23 protein-coding genes and 3 pseudogenes are annotated in these 22,470 nt (G+C 43.8%); 17 read left to right on the forward strand and 9 right to left on the reverse strand.

What is annotated here, in order from left to right; all coding sequences use genetic code 11:
* Nucleotides 1-86 precede the first annotated feature (86 nt).
* Nucleotides 87-830 carry a hypothetical protein gene (locus Xish_RS10630; RefSeq protein WP_099117841.1) on the forward strand — a complete coding sequence of 248 codons (744 nt, stop codon included), beginning with the start codon at nt 87-89 and terminating at the stop codon, nt 828-830.
* Between the two features lie 240 nt (nt 831-1,070).
* Here the strand turns inward: Xish_RS10630 and Xish_RS10635 are convergent, their stop codons facing one another.
* Nucleotides 1,071-1,739 carry a DedA family protein gene (locus Xish_RS10635; protein ID WP_099117842.1) on the reverse strand — a complete coding sequence of 223 codons (669 nt, stop codon included), beginning with the start codon at nt 1,737-1,739 and terminating at the stop codon, nt 1,071-1,073.
* A gap of 627 nt (nt 1,740-2,366) precedes the next feature.
* Between Xish_RS10635 and sstT the strand changes: the two genes are divergently transcribed.
* Complete coding sequence (gene sstT, locus Xish_RS10640; protein WP_099117843.1) at nt 2,367-3,611, forward strand: serine/threonine transporter SstT; 1,245 nt, start codon at nt 2,367-2,369, stop codon at nt 3,609-3,611.
* Nucleotides 3,612-3,699: 88 nt separating this feature from the next.
* Here the strand turns inward: sstT and Xish_RS10645 are convergent, their stop codons facing one another.
* Nucleotides 3,700-5,721: an oxidoreductase gene (locus Xish_RS10645; RefSeq protein ID WP_099117844.1), complete on the reverse strand. Its 2,022-nt coding sequence runs from the start codon at nt 5,719-5,721 to the stop codon at nt 3,700-3,702.
* A gap of 339 nt (nt 5,722-6,060) precedes the next feature.
* On the opposite strand from Xish_RS10645, the gene Xish_RS10650 reads away from it, so the two are divergent.
* On the forward strand, nt 6,061-6,657 hold the full coding sequence (locus Xish_RS10650) for a GNAT family N-acetyltransferase (protein ID WP_099117845.1): 597 nt from the start codon (nt 6,061-6,063) through the stop codon (nt 6,655-6,657).
* 32 nt (nt 6,658-6,689) lie between these two features.
* On the opposite strand, the gene Xish_RS10655 is transcribed toward Xish_RS10650, so the two are convergent.
* From Xish_RS10655 to Xish_RS10665, 3 genes are all read right to left on the reverse strand, one after another.
* The gene (locus Xish_RS10655) at nt 6,690-7,628 is read right to left on the reverse strand and encodes a VirK/YbjX family protein (protein ID WP_099117846.1); all 939 of its coding nucleotides are present in this window, start codon (nt 7,626-7,628) and stop codon (nt 6,690-6,692) included.
* A gap of 358 nt (nt 7,629-7,986) precedes the next feature.
* Nucleotides 7,987-8,421 carry an acetyltransferase gene (locus tag Xish_RS10660; protein WP_099117847.1) on the reverse strand — a complete coding sequence of 145 codons (435 nt, stop codon included), beginning with the start codon at nt 8,419-8,421 and terminating at the stop codon, nt 7,987-7,989.
* A gap of 71 nt (nt 8,422-8,492) precedes the next feature.
* On the reverse strand, nt 8,493-9,662 hold the full coding sequence (locus Xish_RS10665) for an MFS transporter (RefSeq protein WP_099117848.1): 1,170 nt from the start codon (nt 9,660-9,662) through the stop codon (nt 8,493-8,495).
* Between the two features lie 201 nt (nt 9,663-9,863).
* Between Xish_RS10665 and Xish_RS18585 the strand changes: the two genes are divergently transcribed.
* From Xish_RS18585 to potD, 5 genes are all read left to right on the forward strand, one after another.
* Nucleotides 9,864-10,040 (forward strand): hypothetical protein, encoded by a 177-nt coding sequence (locus Xish_RS18585; RefSeq protein ID WP_167383251.1) that lies wholly within the window; start codon nt 9,864-9,866, stop codon nt 10,038-10,040.
* Between the two features lie 283 nt (nt 10,041-10,323).
* Complete coding sequence (potA, locus tag Xish_RS10670) at nt 10,324-11,439, forward strand: spermidine/putrescine ABC transporter ATP-binding protein PotA (RefSeq protein WP_099117849.1); 1,116 nt, start codon at nt 10,324-10,326, stop codon at nt 11,437-11,439.
* The gene (gene potB, locus Xish_RS10675; protein ID WP_099117850.1) at nt 11,423-12,283 is read left to right on the forward strand and encodes a spermidine/putrescine ABC transporter permease PotB; all 861 of its coding nucleotides are present in this window, start codon (nt 11,423-11,425) and stop codon (nt 12,281-12,283) included. The genes potA and potB overlap by 17 nt, the downstream gene beginning before the upstream one ends.
* The gene (gene potC / locus Xish_RS10680) at nt 12,280-13,059 is read left to right on the forward strand and encodes a spermidine/putrescine ABC transporter permease PotC (RefSeq protein WP_099117851.1); all 780 of its coding nucleotides are present in this window, start codon (nt 12,280-12,282) and stop codon (nt 13,057-13,059) included. The genes potB and potC overlap by 4 nt, the downstream gene beginning before the upstream one ends.
* Nucleotides 13,060-13,202: 143 nt before the next feature.
* The gene (potD, locus tag Xish_RS10685; RefSeq protein ID WP_099117852.1) at nt 13,203-14,255 is read left to right on the forward strand and encodes a spermidine/putrescine ABC transporter substrate-binding protein PotD; all 1,053 of its coding nucleotides are present in this window, start codon (nt 13,203-13,205) and stop codon (nt 14,253-14,255) included.
* A gap of 57 nt (nt 14,256-14,312) precedes the next feature.
* Here the strand turns inward: potD and Xish_RS10690 are convergent, their stop codons facing one another.
* Nucleotides 14,313-15,185 carry a phosphorothioated DNA-binding restriction endonuclease gene (locus tag Xish_RS10690; protein ID WP_099118728.1) on the reverse strand — a complete coding sequence of 291 codons (873 nt, stop codon included), beginning with the start codon at nt 15,183-15,185 and terminating at the stop codon, nt 14,313-14,315.
* 376 nt (nt 15,186-15,561) lie between these two features.
* On the opposite strand from Xish_RS10690, the gene Xish_RS10695 reads away from it, so the two are divergent.
* The 5 genes from Xish_RS10695 to Xish_RS10725 all read left to right on the forward strand — a co-directional run bounded on the left by Xish_RS10695 (nt 15,562) and on the right by Xish_RS10725 (nt 18,309).
* On the forward strand, nt 15,562-15,885 hold the full coding sequence (locus Xish_RS10695) for an IS630 transposase-related protein (protein ID WP_099116405.1): 324 nt from the start codon (nt 15,562-15,564) through the stop codon (nt 15,883-15,885).
* A 22-nt stretch (nt 15,886-15,907) separates the two neighbouring features.
* Complete coding sequence (locus Xish_RS10700; RefSeq protein WP_244186112.1) at nt 15,908-16,399, forward strand: IS630 family transposase; 492 nt, start codon at nt 15,908-15,910, stop codon at nt 16,397-16,399.
* Nucleotides 16,396-17,130, forward strand: coding sequence for a TNT domain-containing protein (locus tag Xish_RS18590; RefSeq protein WP_167383252.1), 735 nt, complete (start codon nt 16,396-16,398; stop codon nt 17,128-17,130). Before Xish_RS10700 ends, Xish_RS18590 begins: the two co-directional genes overlap by 4 nt.
* On the forward strand, nt 17,127-17,480 hold the full coding sequence (locus Xish_RS10715; RefSeq protein WP_099117853.1) for an immunity 8 family protein: 354 nt from the start codon (nt 17,127-17,129) through the stop codon (nt 17,478-17,480). Before Xish_RS18590 ends, Xish_RS10715 begins: the two co-directional genes overlap by 4 nt.
* Before the next feature lie 415 nt (nt 17,481-17,895).
* A complete protein-coding gene (locus Xish_RS10725) occupies nt 17,896-18,309 on the forward strand; it encodes an Imm63 family immunity protein (protein ID WP_099118730.1) in 414 nt (137 codons plus the stop codon).
* A 44-nt stretch (nt 18,310-18,353) separates the two neighbouring features.
* Here Xish_RS10725 and Xish_RS18400 read toward each other — a convergent pair.
* Nucleotides 18,354-18,635, reverse strand: a pseudogene (locus tag Xish_RS18400) (IS66 family transposase); the annotation flags it as partial.
* A 486-nt stretch (nt 18,636-19,121) separates the two neighbouring features.
* On the opposite strand from Xish_RS18400, the gene Xish_RS18595 reads away from it, so the two are divergent.
* Entirely contained in the window at nt 19,122-19,268 is a 147-nt protein-coding gene (locus tag Xish_RS18595) for a hypothetical protein (RefSeq protein ID WP_167383253.1), read from the forward strand.
* 310 nt (nt 19,269-19,578) lie between these two features.
* Entirely contained in the window at nt 19,579-20,496 is a 918-nt protein-coding gene (locus tag Xish_RS10730) for an integrase domain-containing protein (protein ID WP_099117854.1), read from the forward strand.
* Between the two features lie 288 nt (nt 20,497-20,784).
* Here Xish_RS10730 and Xish_RS18600 read toward each other — a convergent pair whose 3' ends face one another.
* Entirely contained in the window at nt 20,785-21,000 is a 216-nt protein-coding gene (locus Xish_RS18600) for a hypothetical protein (protein ID WP_167383254.1), read from the reverse strand.
* Between the two features lie 45 nt (nt 21,001-21,045).
* Here Xish_RS18600 and Xish_RS10735 point away from each other — a divergent pair.
* A pseudogene (locus Xish_RS10735) lies at nt 21,046-21,706 on the forward strand (helix-turn-helix domain-containing protein).
* On the opposite strand, the gene Xish_RS10740 reads toward Xish_RS10735, so the two are convergent.
* Complete coding sequence (locus Xish_RS10740) at nt 21,703-22,020, reverse strand: IS630 transposase-related protein (RefSeq protein WP_099117855.1); 318 nt, start codon at nt 22,018-22,020, stop codon at nt 21,703-21,705. The pseudogene Xish_RS10735 and the gene Xish_RS10740 overlap by 4 nt on opposite strands.
* 148 nt (nt 22,021-22,168) lie before the next feature.
* Here Xish_RS10740 and Xish_RS10745 point away from each other — a divergent pair.
* Nucleotides 22,169-22,441: pseudogene (locus Xish_RS10745) on the forward strand (phage integrase central domain-containing protein); the annotation flags it as partial.
* Between the last annotated feature and the right edge of the window lie 29 nt (nt 22,442-22,470).

Genomic DNA, 22,470 nt, shown 5'->3' on the forward strand with positions numbered 1-22,470 from the left:
GTGAAAAATTGTCACGGATTTACATTAAGTGATAATGTTTTTTGGCTGAATGACAGTGAACCAGACGAGTTTGCAGGAGGAAACATATGTTCCAGTTTACCGAATTTGAAAAAGTTTTAAGAACTGATAACCCCCACTATGAGCGTATCCGACATAGTGAGTTACATGATGTCGTCAATCTGGTCAGTAGGGGGAATACTTTCCGGGTGGAACAGTTGGTATCAGTGATGAATAAAGTATCACCCGAACGGTGGAAGAAGTACTCAAAAACGAGGAGCTATTTGATCAGAGAATGCCCTATGTTGCTTGAACTATTAGCTCCCAAGATAATCGGATTCCATACACTCAACATGAGAAAAGGTGCCGGTGGCTACATTATTCACGATTTGATCTGGACGAGCAGTACTGGTGTATTGGAAGACCTGAGACATAAAAACGTTCGTGTGCGCGAAAAGGTTTACTGGCAAGCCCCTGACAATAGTGTACAACCCTATGTGGTCGAGGATTACCGTAGGCAGGGAGAGCACTATGGTGTGGGTAATGCTGTCGAGACGCAAGGTTGGGTTGGTCAAAACACCGATAGCCATGATGCAGCCGGGCCATTTTCTCCTGATGTGCTGAAACTTAGAGATTCCGACGAAGTAGAGTTCGTGGTAAACCAGACCTACCAGCAAACCAACGGTGCCAGCCAAAACTGGATCGATATTCCTCTCTGCTCCTATCGGATTCTGCGAAGAGCAAAATGTATAGGTGGAAAAATTCAGTTTACCATCAAAAAGGAGAACACAATACTCCCGAACGATAGACTAAGTAATATGGTTGAGATATAGCAGAATAACCATAATTTGACGTAGCCTACCTACTTCATAAGTAATGCAGTCTTGTCATTCATACTAAAACGTTATGTCATATTATTTTGGTTCTGCTATACCAAGTAAGCGTTCTGCAGTACAGTAGGACTGTCGCTGTGAGACAAAGATGAATAGATAAAGTTAGATGAACCAAAAGATCAATTCCCTGTGGTATATTTCGCGACCATACCACAGGGAAACTAAAGGGAAAATAAAACGTTATGATAGAGGTTTATTAGCGCGCTTTTTGCGCCAAATAACAGCCAGGCTTCCAATTAAACCAATGAGTAATAGACACACAGGTAACAAAACCAAAAAACTCATCAGATATTCTTCATATCGGCGGAACAGAGGGCTTTTACCAAGGGCATAACCTAATGTTGTTAGAATAAGCACCCACATGAACCCGCTAAGCCAGTTGAATATTTGAAAACGTCCATTTTTTAGCCCTGCAAGCCCCGCCAGTGTTGGCAGTAATGTCCTGATAAAGGCAAGAAAACGACCTATCAGAAGAGCCGATAAGCCATGACGATGGAATAAGTTATGGGCACGTTGATGATAATGTGCAGGAAGATGTGACAGCCAGCCCTGAACCAATTTTGTATTGCCAAGCCATTTCCCCTGAAGATATCCGATCCAGCAGCCGAGGCTGGCTCCGATGGTGAGAATGACTAAAGTTATAGGAAAACTCATAGTCTCTTTTGCAATTAGAACACCGACTAATATCAGCAGGCTATCGCCTGGTAAAAAGGCCGCAGGTAGTATCCCGTTTTCCAGAAACAGGATGGTAAATAGTAGTATGTAGATTACCCATACCAACGATGGATTAGCCAGTGTTTCGTAATCTTGGTGCCAGAGTGCATAAATAAGGTCTGTTACAATTTCCATCAAATGTTCCTAAAACACGGATTAAGGATTAAATCTTACTTTTATGGTGCATTTATGGTTAATTTCTATTAACTACGTTGTAAGCAAAAGTCATTAATATCATGTGTCATAAAATGATCTCGAAATCCCTTCAAGATGGCATAAAGATCGACTGGCACACTTTAACAAAATCAGCAGTATCGAGACAGGAAATTTTGCTGACCAATTGAACATTTACCTAAATGTAAAAATTAATTCATTCAGATATTTCAATTAATTAATCGACCGATGAAATTTTACAAAATAGCATTAACGAGTAATTGTCGTGTGTAATGGCTAAATTGATATCTCTTGTCAGTTAATTTCACTTTTGCTATTTGATTAATAGTGGAAAGTAATTTCGCTATGCTATTCATTTTAGATAAATAGCTGCGCTTATTGTTGAAATCGATTTTTAGTAATCGATTGAATTAATAGATTAATTTTTTATTTCTTGTGGTGACGACTATGACATCATGAATATCTCAGGATGTATTAGATGAGAAAATTGCAGTTTCGATCACACAAATGTAATCGAATTGTTATCAATTGATAGGTTATCTGTATATTGCAATCAATTACTCTTTGTCGTTCTCTATGGATAAAGCTATGAAAAAACAACAAACAGGCTTTGTACAGTCTATTGCACAAGGAAGTCTGGTAAAACAAATCCTTGTCGGATTAATACTAGGGATAGTACTGGCATGGCTGGCACCTTCCGCAGCTAAGTCAGTTGAATTGTTAGGGACACTCTTTGTAGGAGCGTTGAAAGCGGTAGCTCCTGTTTTGGTGTGGATCTTGGTCATGTCTTCGATAGCGAACCACAAGGTAGGTCAGAAAAGCAATATTCGCCCCATTCTGGTCTTGTATCTGGTAGGCACATTTTGTGCCGCTGTTGTGGCTGTCATTGGTAGTTTGTTGTTTCCATCAACGTTGGCTCTGGTGACGAATGACACTCATGTGTCACCCCCTTCAAATATCTTTGAAGTCTTAAGGGGATTGCTGATCAATATCGTTGCTAACCCGATTGAGGCGATATTAAAAGGAAACTACGTTGGGATTCTGGCATGGTCGATTAGTTTGGGTATTGCTTTACGTCATGCCAACGAATCAACTAAGGTATTGCTCCAAGATCTGTCAGGGGCAGTGACACAACTTGTACGTGTTGTTATCCGTCTGGCACCTGTTGGTATTTTCGGACTGGTTTCCTCAACAATTGCTACTACAGGTTTTGAAACCTTGCTCGGTTATGCTCACCTGTTAGCCGTATTAATTGGTTGCATGATTGTCGTTGCGCTGATTGTCAACCCATTGATTGTCTTTTGGAAAATCCGCCGTAACCCTTATCCTCTGGTTTTTGCTTGCTTACGCGAAAGTGGCGTAACGGCGTTCTTCACCCGTAGCTCAGCAGCCAATATTCCTGTGAATATGGCAATGTGCCGACGCATGAAACTCAGTGAGGATACTTATTCTGTTTCCATCCCCTTGGGAGCCACCATTAATATGGCGGGGGCGGCAGTAACGATTACCGTATTGACATTAGCGGCAGTGAATACTCTGAGCATACCCGTAGACATCCCTCAAGCGATATTTCTGAGTGTCGTTTCTGTTATTGCAGCATGTGGAGCATCAGGAGTTGCTGGTGGATCATTATTGTTGATCCCTCTGGCATGTAGCATGTTCGGTATTTCCAATGAAATAGCCATGCAGGTTGTTGCTGTAGGTTTTATTATTGGAGTATTGCAGGACTCTGCTGAGACAGGCCTAAACTCTTCCACCGATGTGCTGTTTACCGCAGCCGCTTGTCAGGCCGAAGAGTCTCGTACAGTGGCTGATCGACTGGCGCAGCGTTAATCATGAGTTGGAATTAAGCGTAGTTGGCATAAGCATGGTGATAATGAATTGAATACAAATTATCACCATTTTTGCTTTGAGATTTGATCTACACTTTAAGCGCCAATTGAGCTCCTTGAGCGATTGCCCTGCGCGCATCCAATTCAGCGGCAATATCTGCACCACCAATGATATGTACACTTTTTCCCATTGTTTGTAACGGTTGGTAGAGGGCTTTCAGTGGCTCTTGTCCTGCGCAAATAATCACATTATCGACTTCCAGACATTGTTGTTCATCGCCACGGCGGATATGCAATCCCTGATCATCAATTTTCAAATATTGAACGCTGTTTAACATAGTCACGCCTCGCATTAACAGGCTAGTTTTATGTACCCAACCTGTAGTTTTTCCTAAGCCATCTCCGACCTTGGAATCCTTGCGTTGCAGCAGATAAATTTTACGTGGGGAACGCTCGACCTGTGCACCTTCTGGGCGTAATCCTCCCCTATGCATAATGGTTCGATCAATGCCCCACTCCTGGCTAAAAGCATGGCTGCTCAGGCTGGTACTTTGCCCGTTTTGACTCAGGTATTCAGCGGTATCAAAACCAATGCCTCCGGCACCGATAATGGCGACACGTTTTCCGACTTGCCGTTTATGTTTCAATACATCAAGGTAAGTCAGTACCTTTTCATGTTCAATACCATCAATATCGGGAAGGCGTGGAATAATCCCTGTCGCGATGACAACTTCGTCAAATGATGAAAGTTGCTCGATAGTTGCAGTATGGTTAAGGCGTACTTCGACACCATTCAATGCTAATTGACGTTCAAAATAGCGTAAAGTTTCATGGAATTCTTCTTTGCCGGGGATCTGTTTGGCGATATTAAACTGCCCGCCGATTTGGTTTTCTCGTTCAAATAGCGTGATATGGTGTCCGCGGCTGGCTGCTGTGACAGCAAAGGATAATCCCGCAGGCCCTGCACCGATGACAGCGATGGTTTTGGGGGATTTTACCGGAGTGGCAATGAATTCAGTTTCATGGCAGGCACGTGGATTAACCAGACAAGAGGTCAGCTTGCCGACAAAAACTCTGTCCAAACAGGCTTGGTTACAGCCTATGCAGGTGTTGATTTCATCAGCGCGGTTTTGTTCGGCTTTCAGTACGAATTCGGCATCAGCGAGAAACGGACGCGCCATAGAAACCATATCGGCGCAGCCTTCACTGAGAACTTGTTCGGCAACCTGAGGATTGTTGATGCGATTGGTCGTAATTACAGGGATGCTAACTTTCCCCATTAATTTTTGCGTAACCCAGCTAAATCCGGCTCTGGGCACCATTGTAGCAATTGTTGGGATACGGGCTTCATGCCAACCGATGCCAGTATTGATAATGGATGCCCCTGCTTTTTCAATCTCCCGTGCCAGTTGTTCGATCTCTTGCCAATTAGAGCCATCTTCCACTAAATCCAGCATGGAAAGGCGATAGATAATGATAAAATTTTTCCCAGTAATAGCGCGGACAGCTTTGACTATTTCTATCGCAAAACGCATGCGATTTTCGAAGGCCCCTCCCCATTTATCCTGTCGATGATTGGTGCGTGTGACTAGAAACTGATTGATGAGATAACCTTCTGAACCCATGATTTCCACGCCATCATAGCCTGCTTGCTGTGCCAGTTGGGCACAGCGGGCAAAATCCTTTATTGTCTGCTGGATGTCACCCTCAGACATTTCTCTGGGCATAAAGGGGTTAATGGACGCTTGAATAGCCGAAGGCGCAACGGAATTTTTCTGGTAGCTGTAGCGTCCGGCATGCAGGATTTGCAAGGCAATCTTTCCCCCAGCCTGATGTACCGCCTCTGTAATAAACTTATGGTGGGGCAGGTGGCCTTCACTATTCAGGACACTTGCTCCTGTAGCAACAACGCCCTGCGGGTTTGGTGCGATACCGCCGGTCACAATCAGTGCGACTCCTCCCGCAGCGCGTTCTGCATAAAATTGAGCCAGACGTTGGGCACCATCGGGATGTTCTTCAAGCCCCGTGTGCATTGAACCCATCAATACACGGTTTTTTAGCGTGGTAAAGCCCAAATCCAGCGGTGCAAGCAGGTGGGGGTAATTGCTCATTGCATTCTCCATCAAATATTTGGTAGCTCAAGAAATATTATTGTTTTCCGTATGGGGTTAAACAGCCAAGTGGTCGGATGAGATGATGATCAAATTTAGACAGTTCCCGCGTTATTGGAACTACTTTGTTAATTGATTGTGACAAATATCATGAAATAGAGCTTCAATGGCACTTTAATGAAAATCTATTGGGGCGATAAATGCCCCCTATTTATGATTGTCGTATGTTTTTAACTATGCATACTATGAATATATTCTTCCTCAATGATAAATAAGAATGGCGGAATTAAGTTTTGGTAAAAATCAGTGTGATAGAAATAAATATGGAGGAATATCATGATGAAAAAAATAACAGATTGGGTTACGTTAACCGGAAAAAGTGTGACTTTAATACCTTTGTCACATACCAGACATGATGAATTTGTTCGTGCTATTGAGGATGGACAGTTACATAGACTGTGGTATGCCAGTGTACCGGATCCCGCAAATGTTCATGCTGAAATTGAACGTCGTTTAACTTTGCATGCCAAGGGTAGCATGTTGCCTTTTGCTGTCATCAATAACGCAACGGGGATGGCAGTTGGTATGACAACTTATATGAATATCAATGCGAATATTCCCCGCTTGGAAATTGGTTCTACATGGTATGCGCATTCTGTTCAACGTACTGCGATTAATACGGAAGCAAAATTTTTACTGTTACAGTATGCATTTGAGGAACTGGAATGTGTTGCCGTGGAACTCCGTACCCATTTTTTAAATCACCAAAGCCGCAAGGCGATCGAACGATTGGGAGCAAAACTGGATGGTATTTTGCGTCATCACTTACGAGCCAAAGATGGTTCGATAAGGGATACTTGCGTTTATAGCATTCTGTTTAATGAATGGCCCGCCATTAAAACGCATCTTACATGGTTAATGACGAAGCCACGTTGAGTGTCTACTTGGTATTTCTTTCTAGCAGGAAATCAGTCGGTCTCCAGGGATGCCTTGATATTGTTTTCCAGCTCATCCAGTAATTGATAGCGACGGCGATATTCGGCGCGTTTTTTACTGGGGATCTCATCTAAAGATTTTCTTTCTATGAATGATGGCAGATGGAATTCATTATTTTCCTTTCTGATACCACTTAGAGATTCCCAGAAAGAATTATAATCGGCTACCATCTGATTTTTCTTTTTATGCCAATAACGGATGCTACGGTAGATATGAGTCTCGTTACTGGCTGCCAGGATTTGTTCACAACTCATATGATCGGCAAAACGACAAATCGCCTCAATCAACAGGCGTTTAGGGAATAGTCCATAACATTCTTTAGTCGCATGGCGGATAATCTCCAGAGAATTATCCCCTTTAGTTGGCCCTTGTAGTGCACCAATAAAGAGTGTCTGTTTGCCATCAATCGTTAATAAAGTGAAAGCGCATTTGGCCAGAGTGACATTCTCCGCGGTAGTCATATATAGGGAGAGTTCACCTTCTTTATTCAGGTTGTCCAGTGCATCAACATATATCAGAAATGTTTCATTTTTCCCTTGAATGGTTGCCAGTAAATAAGCATTAACATCAAAAATCCGACTAATAATAGTAGACTCTAACTGTTTGAATAGTATTTGATAATGATCATTCAGGGCGCCGACAATCTGGTTGCGCTTAAAATTAATGCTTAAGTATGGGCGATGCAATTTGCAAGGCCAACTGGGTTGTTTTTTCAGAATATCCAAATAATTTGGCGTCTTGGTGATACCATTCAAAAGTTTTAATGTAGAGACAGGAGTCATAAGACTGCGTAGGGCAAATTTAGCGCGGTAGCTGGAGGAATGCCAATATATCCCAGGCATAGTACGTTTTCCGATAAGACTAGCAAACAGCGTTATTCCTGAAGACGAAGGGTGTTGTAAATTACTCATTAATACTCAAACTCGACAAAAATAAAAAATATTTATACCCACTGGATTTCAAGTTGTAGCACGGTGGCAAGAGAACAAGTCCCCAAGAATATAGCGAACTCTGTGTTTAGAACACTACGTGACTAAGGGGAGTGGACGTAGCCGACAAAGCTGTAACTTGAAAGGTGATGGGAATAGACAAACTGCATTATATCATTGATCTATCAAATTCTACTCAAATGTTTACAAAACATGCCATTACTTTAAATTTATTTATTTTTATAGTAAAGAGTATTATTTGATACATTATTCCTTAAATTATATTTTTATTTTATTTATTTATCTTATTTATATATTATTTTTTAACATTCTGATTTTTTCAAACCAGTTTCATATGTAATAGAGGAAATGGATTCCCTTGGCCGTCAAGCTCTGAACGAGAAAATACCTGAAATCCCATATATTGGTAGAAGCCGACGCCTTGTTTATTTTGCTCGTTTACATCCAATTCGTTAATCTGTAATTCGTTGATAGCAAATTGCAGTAACATCTTACCGACCCCTGTTCCCCGCACTTGTGGTTCAATAAACAACATTTCGACTCGATGTTGATCGGTACTAATAAATCCGACGATATTATCTTTTTCATCTATCGCCTTATAAACAGCGAGACTGGGCAAATAATCGTTAAGGATTTGTGGGCGTAAAACCTCAATCATGGCCTTGGGCAAGAAATCATGAGTAGCAAGTACAGAGGCTTCCCAAATCTGAATTAGTGTCAAAAAATCAGCTTTGGTGGCTTGTTGTATTTTCATTTCATATCCCTAAATTTTTCTGCTGTTTTTGGTTTCAGGTTGAATGTTTTTTCGGCTAGCTTATTTTTTCACTAGCTTGCTAATACACGATCTTTGCGGCGCAAGCTCGCCAGCAGCATATAAATCGCAGTAGCCAATAACACAATGAAAAAGAAACTCATCAACCCATTGTGCTGAGCTTTAAAGTAGTGCTGTAGCATGAAATGGCTTGCGCTCAGTGGCCCAATGGCGGAACCGATACTGTAACTTAACAACATGACCTGGCTTGCCGCTACAATATAGGACGCATCCAGCTTGTCACAAGCAAGGGTGATCGCAATGGGATACAGCGCAAAAGACGACATTCCCAAAAGAGCCAATGCTACTATCATGGCAATGTAATGTTCAAAGAGATAGGTTATTCCTACAGCAAATACCCCCAGTAATGAGACCATTGCCAATAGAAAAGTTTTGCTCATGATGACGGACAGCTTGCTGATAATCGGTTGTATGACCATTCCGCCCAAAATAATGGCTGCCATCAATACACCGACTTGATCAGTACTGAAATGACTTTGGCTTAGTGATAGAGGCATTAAACCATAGATAGTGCCCATAACGATACCAGATGTCATGCAGCCAACGATCGCGGGTTTACTGAATCTATTGATTTTTCTCAACGATACACTTTGGTGTTGGAGTGTCGGAGGCTGACCATGACGCACGAATAATGGAGGCAAAATCGCGACAAACAGCAGTGCCGAAATCACCATAAAAGGGAGCGTTCCCTGAGTGCCGACAGACCCAATCAATAATTGCCCTACCGTTGTCCCCCCGTAAAGGGAAGTCATATAAAAGCTCAGTCGTTTGGCACGCTCTTTGGGATTATCGCCGATCAATAACCAAGATTCGACCACGACAAAGACACCGGCAACGGCCACGCCTGCAACGCACCGCACAAATAACCAAATTTCTTTATTTGGAAAAAAAGGTAATACAATGACAGTCGCTGATAAAAGCAACAAAAAAACAATAAAAGAAAGACGGTGACCTATTTTGGCAATAACAGGTTCAATCATCATTGAACCGATTAATAAACCGACATAATAAGCACTCGCTAACCAACTAGCATAAACCGTATCAATGTTGAAACTTGCCATCGACAGAGGAATTAAGCTCATTAGGTAACCAGAAGCAATTGCAAAAACAGTCAAGCCGGTGACAGGTACCAATGCACTGTCATTCTTGCGCAGCAGTTTCACTACTGTCGTCTCCACATAAAAAATCAGTCAGAAATGCGCTGCTTGTCATCAAATTTTTGCCGAATGGCGGTCACGGTATATGCCAAGGACTGGAATATATCTTGGTGATTTAAGCAGTATAGGTAAGTCACTCAATAACCTTGAGCGGTGCGGACTATAGCCCTTTCTTACAAAGAGATACAACGAGAAAAACTGATACTTATGAATGAAAAGATTTATGGAAAAAGGAAAGTTATGGTTGGAGCTGAAAGAAGTCTGGTGTATGTATTAGGGGGCATCAGCCCCTGTTTTTATTTTGGCTATTGGGGAGGGGTAAACGGTGTTCAGGTTTGTGATAAATTCAACCCGCATGTTGCATTAAACATCAATGTGCCCTAAAAATGGTTGAAAGCGTCCTGTGATCAACTATTTCAATCCGGTAAAATTCGGAGCAAAATAGAGCACGTCGTTATCATTCATAAAATAGTAATAAAAAATGACATATTGTCATTGTTTCAGCTTTCAATTTGGGCTTACTGCGTTTATGATGCGCGCTTCGTATTTTCAACCGGCGCCACTGGCTTTGAGCTTTAGCGGAGAAATGATGTCTCCTGCTAGCTAACACAGTCTTTTCCCGTGGCGGTTCTATCTGCATTATTCCAAGGGATAGATGATAGCATAAATGACTGAGAACACCTCTCTGACACCACTCGTTGAATTGAAAGCCTTGAGTAAGGGCTTCGACGGTAAACAAGTTATTTCACAGCTCGATCTGACAATCAATGATGGCGAGTTCCTGACCATTCTTGGGCCATCCGGTTGTGGCAAAACCACAGTACTTCGTCTGATTGCAGGGCTAGAAGATGCAGACAGTGGCAAAATTTTATTGGAAGGGCAGGATATTACCGATATTCCCGCCGAGCACCGTCATGTTAATACGGTTTTCCAAAGTTATGCCCTGTTCCCTCACATGACCGTATTTGAAAATGTCGCTTTTGGACTTCGGATGCAGAAAACACCGGAAAAAGAGATTGCTCCGCGTGTTGAGGAAGCATTACGCATGGTTCAGCTTGAAGAGTTTGCCCAGCGTAAACCTACCCAGCTTTCCGGCGGCCAACAGCAACGTGTGGCGATTGCCCGTGCGGTTGTTAATAAACCGAAAGTCTTACTGCTGGATGAATCGCTGTCTGCGCTCGATTACAAATTGCGCAAGCAGATGCAAAATGAGCTAAAGGCGCTCCAGCGTAAGCTCGGCATCACCTTTATCTTCGTGACACACGATCAGGAAGAAGCGCTGGTCATGTCAGACCGCATCGTGGTGATGCGTAACGGACGCATTGAACAGGATGGCTCTCCACGTGAGATTTACGAAGAGCCGAAAAACCTGTTTGTTGCCCGCTTTATCGGCGAAATCAATATCTTTGATGCTGAAGTGTTGCATCGTATTGATGAACAGCGGATACGCGCCAATGTTGAAGGTCACGAGTGCGATATTTTCACGCCGTTGCCGGTGACGGTCGGGCAAACACTGAGCGTGTTGCTGCGTCCGGAAGATTTGCGCGTGGAAGAGATCAACAACGGTGAGCAGGTATCGGGTCTGATTGGTTATGTTCGTGAGCGTAACTACAAGGGTATGACATTGGATTCCGTGGTCGAAATGGAAAATGGCAAGATGGTCATGGTAAGCGAATTCTTCAACGAAGACGATCCTGATGTTGACCATTCCCTGAACCAGAAAATTGCCGTCACTTGGGTAGAAAGCTGGGAGGTTGTGCTGGTCGATGAAGAAGACGCGTAAACTATTCCAGAATATCGTCATTACGGGCATCGTATCTTGGCTGATGCTGTTCGTCTTTTTGCCGAATTTGATGATCATCGGAACCAGCTTCCTGACTCGTGATGATGCCAATTTAGTGCAGATGATATTTTCACTGGATAATTATACCCGATTGTTCGATCCGCTGTATGCCGAGGTGCTGCTGCATTCACTGAATATGGCGATTGTAGCGACGCTCTGCTGTCTGGTGATTGGCTATCCATTCGCTTTTTTCTTGGCTCGCATGTCGAAGAAACTGCGTCCGCTGATGCTATTCCTGTTGATCGTACCGTTTTGGACGAACTCATTAATCCGTATTTATGGTTTGAAGATGTTCCTCAGTACTCGCGGGTATCTGAATGATTTTCTGATGTGGGTGGGGATTATCGATAAGCCGTTGCGCATCATGTATACCCCTGAAGCGGTTATATTGGGGCTGGTTTATATCTTGCTGCCGTTTATGGTGATGCCGCTCTATTCCAGTATTGAGAAGCTGGATAAATCTTGTCTGGAAGCGGCGCGCGATTTGGGGGCGGGGAAATTGCAAACCTTTATCCGCATCATTGTGCCACTGACGATGCCGGGCATTATCGCCGGTTGTTTACTGGTATTGTTGCCAGCGATGGGGCTGTTCTACGTGGCTGACTTGATGGGCGGGGCAAAGAACCTGCTGATCGGTAACGTGATTAAGAGCCAATTCCTCAATATCCGCGATTGGCCGTTTGGGGCGGCAACCAGTATCTGTTTGACGCTGGTAATGGGGCTGATGTTGTTGGTTTATTATCGCGCGGCTAAGCTGCTGAACAAGAAGGTGGAGCTGGAATGATCGGACGCCTGTTGCGCGGTGGCTTCATGACCATCGTTTATGCTTACCTGTATATCCCGATTATTATCCTGTTGGTAAGTTCGTTTAACCAATCACGCTTTGGCATTCGCTGGCAGGGTTTTACCACCGAATGGTATAGCTTACTGTTCTCCAATGATAGCCTGCTTCAAGCAGCAGGCCATTCCCTGACGATGGCGGTAACTTCCGCCACATTTGCGACCTTGATTGGCTCTCTGACTGCGGTGGCTCTGTATCGTTACTCATTCCGCGGCAAGAAGTTTGTTGGCGGTATGCTGTTTGTCGTGATGATGTCGCCAGATATCGTGATGGCGATTTCCTTGCTGGTACTGTTTATGCTGCTCGGCGTCTCGTTGGGATTCTGGTCGCTGCTGTTTTCGCATATCACCTTCTGTTTGCCGTTTGTGGTTATAACGGTTTACTCGCGCCTGAAAGATTTCGATGTCAAAATGCTGGAAGCGGCGCGTGATCTGGGTGCGGGTGAATTGACTATCCTGCGAAAAATCATCCTGCCGTTGGCGATGCCGGCTGTGATGGCAGGTTGGTTACTGAGCTTTACCCTATCGATGGATGATGTGGTGGTTTCCTCATTTGTGACGGGGCCAAGCTATGAGATCTTGCCACTTAAGATCTATTCAATGGTAAAAGTGGGAATTTCACCGGAAGTGAACGCATTGGCAACGATTTTATTACTTATGTCGTTGGTTTTAGTGCTGATTAGCCAATTTGTGATGCGTGATCGCACAGGTAAGTCTTAATCTTCTTTTAAGCACCAATCTACAACGTAACAACTGGCTTTACCCCACAAAATATGGCTTTTATAATAGCCGTTTTTTGGGGGGTAGGTTCACGCAGAACCTATATACGATACTAAACGCACTCACTGCGTGGAAAACATGATATGAAAAAGTGGTTTTATCTTTTGGCCGCTGGGATGATGGCATTAAACATTGGCTCTGTAAATGCCGCTGATGATGATGATGGCAAAACGCTGTATTTCTATAACTGGACTGAATACGTTCCGCCTGGTTTGCTCAACCAGTTCACCAAAGAGACTGGGATTAAGGTGATTTATTCCACCTATGAATCCAATGAGAGCATGTACACCAAGCTGAAAACCTATAAAGACGGCGCTTATGATATAGTGGTTCCATCCACTTACTTTGTCTCAAAGATGAGTAAAGAAGGGATGTTGCAAAAAATCGACACCAGCAAATTGAACAACTTCCGTAACCTTGATCCTAACCTGCTTCATAAGTCTTTTGACCCGAATAACGATTATTCTATCCCTTATATTTGGGGCGCCACGGCGATTGGCGTCAATAAAGAGAATATTGATCCCAAGTCCCTCTCTTCTTGGGCTGACCTTTGGAAACCAGAGTACAAAAACAGCTTGGTACTGACTGACGATGCGCGTGAAGTCTTCCAGATGGCGTTGCTGAAATTAGGGTATTCCGGCAATACCACTGATCCAAAAGAGATTGAAGCCGCTTATCAGGAACTGAGAAAACTGATGCCCAATGTACTGGCATTTAACTCTGACAACCCAGCCAACCCATTTATGGAAGGCGAGGCGGATATCGGTATGATGTGGAACGGCTCTGCTTATGTTGCGCGTCAGGCGGGTACACCGGTTGAGATTATCTGGCCGAAAGAAGGCGGAATTTTCTGGATGGATAGTCTGGCGATTCCAGCGAATGCCAAGAATGTCGATGGCGCGATGAAATTGATCGATTTCTTGTTGCGTCCTGAAATTGCGGCACAGGTTGCCAAGAAAATTGGTTACCCAACGCCGAATCTGGAAGCGAAAAAATTACTGCCAAAATCCATGACAGAAGACAAAACCCTGTACCCAGATGAAGCGGTGATCAAGAAAGGCGAATGGCAGAGTGATGTTGGCAATGCCAATATTCTGTACGAAGAGTATTTCCAAAAATTGAAAGCAAGCCAGTGAGCTGAAATCAGGTTGAATTGTTAGGGAGCTTTAGCTCCCTTTTAATATGCTTGAAGGTTATTCTTTAAAGACTTGGTTGCGATGCCAGTCGATAAAATTTTCCAACGGATGATAGTCTTTATTCAGGGGAAGCAGTATTGGCTGTTTTGCAAAATCCCAGAAAAGTTGCCTTACCATCGGGCCTCCATTAATACTTTCTGAAACCAGTAAATGCATATTATTGTCAAGACTGATTGAACCCATATCGAATGCTGAATGATGCAGCGAACAAAGGGCAAGCCCGTTGTTTACGGTACAAGGGCCGCCGTATTGTTTCCATTTGATGTGTGCAGCCTCCAGACCAACGGGAGTACTGTCATGCCGCAAGTTGTAGCCACATATCGCACATTCGTAGTTATAGGCGCGCAATATTTGCTGACGAAAATGGGGATCACGTATTTTGCGGATATCACTTAAAGAGAAATCCAATTGGTTGGCAAGCAGCTCCTGTATGCTATCTGGGAAATGCTCACTCAGGATTTGTTGAGCCAGTTTATTGATGACAGTATGTTTCTTGCGTAATAACTGATAGCTTGGTTGGTCGAAACCACCTTTGATGCCAAATTCAATCAATTCACGCTTTGGTGGCTCCTTGCTGCCTTTTTGTGGCGTACAAAGCTCAGTATTTTGCAATTCCCAAAACCCGTCACCACGCAATCGCCAGAAAGGTAAAGAGGGATAATGATTTTTGCGTCTTGGGCCAAAGTTATTAAGTAGCTCCAGTAATGGCTGGTGGATCTCCTCCCCATAATCAAACAGTCGTTCATGGCCTTTCTGATATTGAGAGAGCACATACAGTAACAATAACGGCTTATGTGGTGCACGTTGATCACCCTTGCGCCAAATAGAAAGGTTTGAGATTGCGACTTGGAGTTGTTTGATTGTAAGCATGTAAGCTGTTTGATTAATGAGTAACGGTATTGCGATCATGCTCGCAAAAGCCATAGAGGGCAAGGTGTTGGTAACCGTTATTCAAAGGCTTGTTTTAATTAACAAGTGATCTGAGACTTATGTCATTTAGTTACTTAACCCGATATATGGACACCGATTTAATTCAAGTGGGTGAGTAAATTTTTTTGACAACGTAGTCGCAAACATCTATTCGGCTTCAGTGAGCCCTGATGAAAATCCGCACTCTCTGTCCTCATTAATTCAACAGTCTCGATAGACTGATCGGGTTACCAGGTTCACAGAGAGTCGGTACTATAGCTAAATCATATCAATATGACATAATATCTAAACCTAAGATGACAAGGCATAAAATGAGATGGGCTACAGCTTAGATTTTCGAAAGAGAGTATTGGCATACAAAGACAAGCATTCGTTGACTTTTGAACAAACGAGTGCCCATTTTGAAGTCTCCATGCGCACCTTGTTCCGGTGGTGCAATCAGATAGAACCTTGCATGACCCGCAATAAACCTGCCACGAAAATCCCTGATGCAGTGCTCATGGCGGATGTCCAACACTTTCCCGATGACTATCAATGGGAAAGAGCAAAACGTTTAGGTGTCTCACAATCGGCTATTCATTATGCCTTGAAACGGCTTCGGATCACCCATAAAAAAAACGTTAAAACACCCTCGCGCTGATCTTCAGGCTCGTCAGGTATTTATCGAGCGCATCAGCGACTATGAGCGGGCTGGCAGGCCGATTGTGTATTTGGATGAAAGTGGTTTTGCTCAGTCGATGCCACGTCAACATGGCTATTCGGAAAAAGGGTTACGCTGTTTTGGTTCGCATGACTGGCACGCAAAAGGCCGTATCAACGTCATTGGTGCCATTCTCGAAAATACCTTCGTCACCTTAAGCTTGTTTACCGAGAATATTAATGCCGATGTTTTTTATGCGTGGATGACACAAGATTTGCTGCCAAAGCTTCCACACGGCACCGTGATAGTGATGGACAATGCGCCTTTCCATAAACGGAATGACACGGCACAAGCGATAGCAGACAGCAGATGTCAACTGGAATGGCTTCCCGCTTATAGTCCGGATTTGAACCCAATAGAACACAAATGGGGCGGAGCAAAAGCGATCAGGAGGCAAAAAAGATGTTCGGTTGATGAGTTGTTTACGGAGCATATTGAATATGTCAGGTTATGATGATTCTGCTATATGGTGAGCCTAATGGTTCATTCTTAGCTCCTCAGGGAACGCCTTATGAACAAAGAGCACTGGCACCAGGTGCAAGAGCTGAAAAATACTATGAATATGAAGTTATAAAACCTTTACCTGTATTGCAGGGGAAAATCGCACCAGCCTTTGAACATCCGGGAGGCGGAATGCAAATTTTACCTGCTCTTGAAGAACGGGTTAACGTGCAATGGCTTATAGACAATAAATATATTAAAGAAGTTAGTACGGGATTAAAATCACCCAAGACAGGGAAATTTGATGGGAAATCACTGCCTAATGCTGATAAAGGAGCCAAATCGGAATCCGTAGGAAAAACTACAAGCGGTGCAGAAAATGTCGCCACTTATCCTAAATTGAAAGAGGATCTTACGAAGCAAAACCTCAATCATATTGCTTCACAGGATCAGAGGTTAGAGGCTGCAATTAAGGGAAGTGGTACAAGAAATCCTAACTTCTCTGTTGGTTCAGGAACACGGGAAGAAGCTGATCGATTAGGAAAAATATGGGTAGGTGATGGCGCTAAATTAACCACAGATGGTAAAGGTTGGGTGAGTGCTGATGGTACTCGTGTTTACCGTTTTCCCAAAGAAAAACCAAATACTCCGGCAGAGTTTACTAATACTGGTATACAGGCTAACTTTGAAATATTAAAAGATGGTAAAAGAGTAAGTAATGGGCATATGGATGTAACAAAATGAAAGGTCAATTAAAATCGATGGGAGTTAATTCAGCTGATTTTAGTTTAGATAATTATCAGCCTGAAGAAGAGAGTTCTTTTGGGTTATGGGTAAATCTTTGTATTGGACCAGATGATAACTCAGGTGGACATGATTATCAGGTCCTTATCTGTACACCTGAATGGCTATGCAAGAATAAATGGCAGCCCGAATTAATGCGGCATATGCTTCTGGTACGTAAATATGATCTGAATGAAATCACAAAGACAATTACTGACTATATTGATCAATGTGAAGGTAATAACTGGATGGAAATAGCCCAAAAGCTTTCCCGGGTTTTTGCCTGGGAATATGAGGATTATCAACCTTAAAAAGAATCCCGGCCATGAGCTGGGAGCTTCTTTTTAGTGCCGATTGTGCTCAACGAGTCGGATAATCGTAAGACTGTAACCGTCCGGTGATCTCAACTTGCTTTGTCAGATAAGAACAAAGTGGGATTTAGCTAAACGGGTTCCCCAGGCCAGGGCAGGAGTTCATTCAAGCGGTTGGACAGTTGCCTCCATTCAACTCCATTAAAGGTACTCAAGCAATGTATTCTGGATCGGTGATTCCTAAATCTTTTGAAATGTCATTACCAAACGGGAAAAAAGTATGGATACACGGACATGCTACTGAACATATGGTGGAGTATGTTGCATCAAAAGTTGTTACACATACATCTGAGGCTGTTAGGTTTATCAGCTAACAAGACTTTGAGGAATAAATATATTAATGAGGTTGACTAAAATGATGCTTTCGTTTGATGAAATACAAAAAAAAGTTAATGAATTAGGCGCAAAAATCAATCTCCACTATAGAGATCTACACATTTTTGCAGGATCTCCGGGAGATGGCAGACCTCATATTACTTTCGACGATAATCAATATAATTATGTTTATGCTGAAAGGGGATTCGAATTTTCCAGAAAAGTAACTTCATCACTGGATGAATTGCTTTATTGGATCATGTCTGATTTTGTTCATGGAGTAGCATTTCAATATGAACTGAAACATCGCATTGAAAATAGAGACGGGAGACGTATTGCTTTTCCGATGATAGTAGATCTTATGGGGGAACTCAAGCCAGCATGGAAATTAAGAGCACAAAATGAGATTGATGAAACACTTTCCAGAAGTCCCTATGACGACAAGCAGTATTAATGATAAAGATCCGGAATTTCAACGTGGCCAACCTTGTTCATAATTTAGCCAAATGGCTTCTCAGGCCAGAGCAGGCGTTCATTCAACCGATGGCTGTTTGGCCAGATGGGTAATCGGTGCAAGGCATCACGTAACCAGACCCAGAGATCATGACCATACCATTCCCTTTCCAGCAAATTCATCACCTCACCATGGCTGCTCGCTGCCCTGTGGCTAGTGAACCCGAAAACAGCCTGTTTTCTCGCCCCACGACCACACCCCGGATCGTATTTTCCAGTCCGGTTGTTGTCTATCGGAACCCGACCATCATTCAGATAGCACACCAGCACAACCAGCACAGAGTGTCAATGTATAGGTTATATTAATTATGAGCATCCCACAAGCCTGTCTACATTATAAACAGAGAAAACTACCATTGTTTCTATCATGAAAATAATGTTTTTTTCCTCCACACTTCACCATCAAACAAACATTTGACCTCGCTCAATCCAATCGATAAGGTATTTAACTGTTACTAATGATCCATTGCCTGTAAGGATCAGCGTTAAGTGGCGAAGTAAAACTCCCGTAGCCTGAAAGGGAGTGCATGTCATGCGGTACATCTGCGCACTTTTGGAAGCAGATATCATCAGACACCTAACCCATCGTCTGAGGATGAAAGTTTCCCGGTGTGATTCATCACCGGCTATTCACACAACAGAGCAAAACAGGCCCTGTCATTACGTTGAATGAGACCATTCTCATCAGTACAACATTTATCTGTATTTTCAATTCATCACGATAAACGTCCTCAATATTGCGCGGCGTCACTTGTGTTGAAGCGCAGCGATTACCAAGTGACGCCGCAAAGCGACCAACGTCCAGAGCACGTAGAGCCTGACTTTACGGCCGATTTGAACCCCGCATTACTCAGTGAAACCACTCAAAACAGACCATTAACCGCCATTTTGTTTGATTGATAAACGATCGTCTTATCGGATTTTCAACCCACTGCCTGATTGCAGGCTGATGCAGTAAAAATTAAGGAGAGATTCATCACGTCAAGATAATGAGGCGTTCATCCTGAGCTGATCAGGCCCTGAACGGGGAGCATGTCATCGCTGTGCTGAGCACGCCGCGAGCTCCTGCAATAACTCAACACAATTCCGCCCTGCTACACATTGTCTGACGCACCACGGAACGGTGAACCTGAACCGACACGCAGGGAATTGTTTTAAAAACGACTCAAAAAATGAATAAAACACAAGCAAAGCAGCAGGAGAGGCGAGAATGGCGCAGGGATCGACACGTTCAAAGGTTGAGCAGTTCAGAAAAGCCTTTATTACTCATGCCCGACAGGCGGGCGGAAGTTTTGTGACAGTGGCTGATCGTGAGCGGATTGCCCGGTATTTCCTTGATTATTTAAAAAATAATGGCATCAAACTCCGGCAAATGGATAGCCTGAAGGTGAAATATATTGAGCGCTACATCGCTGAACGGAAAGCTCACCATATTAATCACCGGACATTGCAAAATGAAATGTCGGTGCTGCGAGCCATTTTAGCGCGGGCGGGAAAGCACAAGCTGGCTGATCCCGATAATGCCCGCCTGAGTAACCGGGCATTGGGTATCGCTGAGACGAGCCGCAAGGGAATGAAAACGGCGTTGACACCGGCCGCGTTCCGGGAAATTTTTCAGCAGGTGGAACAAAAAGACCGGCGCGTGGCAGCGGTGATGCAACTGGCTTATGTACTGGGGCTGCGCACCAAAGAAGCAATCGAAGCCTATAAATCGTTAGCGACCTGGAAAAAAGCGCTGGAAAACGGGCATACCTCTGTGCGGGTGGTGTTCGGCACCAAAGGCGGACGTCCAAGACAAACGGTCATACTGGATCGGGAAGCCCTGCAACACGCGATTGCTTATGCGGAACGCGAGCAGGCCGGGCGTAGCGGCAAATTGATTGATAAGCCTACTATCACCCAGGCCATAGATCGCTATCGGTATATTGTCAGAAGGGCAGGACTGAGCGGCAAGAAAGCCCCACACAGTATGCGCTACCATTTTGCCCAGCAATCTGGTGAACATTACACCGCGCAGGGCTTCAGCGAGCAGGAAGCACAGGCCCTGGTCTCGATGGATTTGGGGCATGGCGATGGGCGCGGGCGCTATATCCGGCAGGTGTATTACCGGAATATTGAGGGCGAATAAAAGTGTACTGATTTATACACGACCTGACCTTATGGTAGGTGCAATACAACTGAATCTTACATTTGGCTAACCATTCATCATCTATCTCTAACTTATTTTTGCCCGTGCGACCTGAAGTCGTATGAAGCGTTGTTCACCACGAGAAGTGAACCACCTGTATCACCAGGTGACCCTAGGATTCTGAATAAAGCAGCGGATCCGACAATGTAACGAAATTCGGCCACAAGGCTGAATGGGAATCGAATCGTGAGAGGAGATTCTTCCTGATAACCACAGATTGGGTAAGTGCTAGGGTGTCAGTATGATGAACATATGTGAATCCATGTAAGGTACGTTATATGAGAAACAGCGGAAGTGGTTAATACGCTGTGGCCAAAATGGCAACGAGAGTTGGAAAGAAGTTGGGCAGTACTCTTTCGTGATCGATAAACTCTCCGTACTAGAGTGGGCAAATGCCTGACGCGCCTGAAGATCAGCGCGAGGGTGTTTTATACCAATCGCCATTGAAGATGCTTGATTTCTTATTCAAACCAGATCATGCTTGCAACCATGAAAATTCCTCTGACACCAGAACAAAAACACGCCCTTGAATTGATGCATGATACTACTCGCGACAGTCGAGTCTGTGATCGCATTAAGGCGGTGCTTTTGGCCTCAGAAGGTTGGACTGCTCAGATGATTGCACAGGCCTTGCGTATTCATGAAAGTACGGTCAGCCGTCACCTGAAAGATTTTATCGCGCAGGAAAAGCTCACCCCAGAAAATGGCGGCTCTGAAAGCCATCTCTCTGCCGAACAAACCGCCGCCCTGATTGATTATTTGACCGCCAATTTGATGCATACCACAACCCAAATTGTGGCCTATGTCCAAGCCCGTTGGCAGGTTTCTTTCAGCGTGGGCGGAATGACAAAATGGCTTCACCGGCAAGGTTTCAGCTATAAAAAACCCAAGGGTGTTCCTCATAAATTCGATGCGCACAAACAGCAACAATTTATTGATGACTACAAGGCGCTGAAAGAGGAATCCGATAGAGCGATTGTGGAAGTATATGAATGAGCAAGTGCGTAACAATATCTATTTTCCGGATGCGAAGACCTTCCGTGAAACTCTTCGTCACTTTTTTCATGTCACTTTGCCAGAAAAAGCGAAAGAGCTCACGACTCGACTGACTGATAATTTTCAGATTTTAAAACCTGCATCTTCAAGTTAGATTGGTATAACGTTTTTTTTATGGGTGATCCGAAGCCGTTTCAAGGCGTAATGAATAGCCGATTGTGAGACACCTAAACGTTTTGCTCTTTCCCATTGATAGTCATCGGGAAAGTTTTGGACATCCGCAATGAGCACCGCATCAGGGATTTTCGTGGCGGGTTTATCGCGGGTCATGCAAGGTTCTATCTTATTGCACCACCGAAACAAGGTGCGCATGGAGATTTCAAAATGGGCACTCGTTTGTTCGAAAGTCAACGAATGCTTGTCTTTGTATGCCAGTACCCGCTTTCGAAAATCTAAGCTGTAGCCCATCTCGTGTTATGCCTTGTCGTCTAGGGGTTAGGTATTATGTCATATTAATATGATTTGGCTATATCATCCACACAGCAGATTGAAGATTCTGTCTCCGAGAGAATATTGCAGCGAGTTAAAAATGAAATGGCGATTACACAAAATGGTAAACAAGGTCCCTGCAAAAATTGGCAAACGTAGTATTGATAGTTTTAGCACGCGCGATCTTCTTGTACCTATCAAAGTAGTTGAGGCTATAGGACGTCTTGAAGTGGCTTCACGTATTCAGCAGCGTACTAATGCGATTATGCGTTATGCAGTGCAAAGCGGTTTGAGCGATTACAACCCGGCCCAGGAGATGGCAGGAGCAGTTGCTTCAAGCAATCGTGTCTATCGTCCAGCGCTTGATTTGAAACGCTTACCTGAATTACTCCACCGAATTGTATTTGCCCCCACTAAAACGGGCATTTT

This window comes from Xenorhabdus ishibashii, from assembly GCF_002632755.1.
In the GTDB taxonomy this organism is placed as follows: Bacteria; Pseudomonadota; Gammaproteobacteria; order Enterobacterales; family Enterobacteriaceae; genus Xenorhabdus; species Xenorhabdus ishibashii.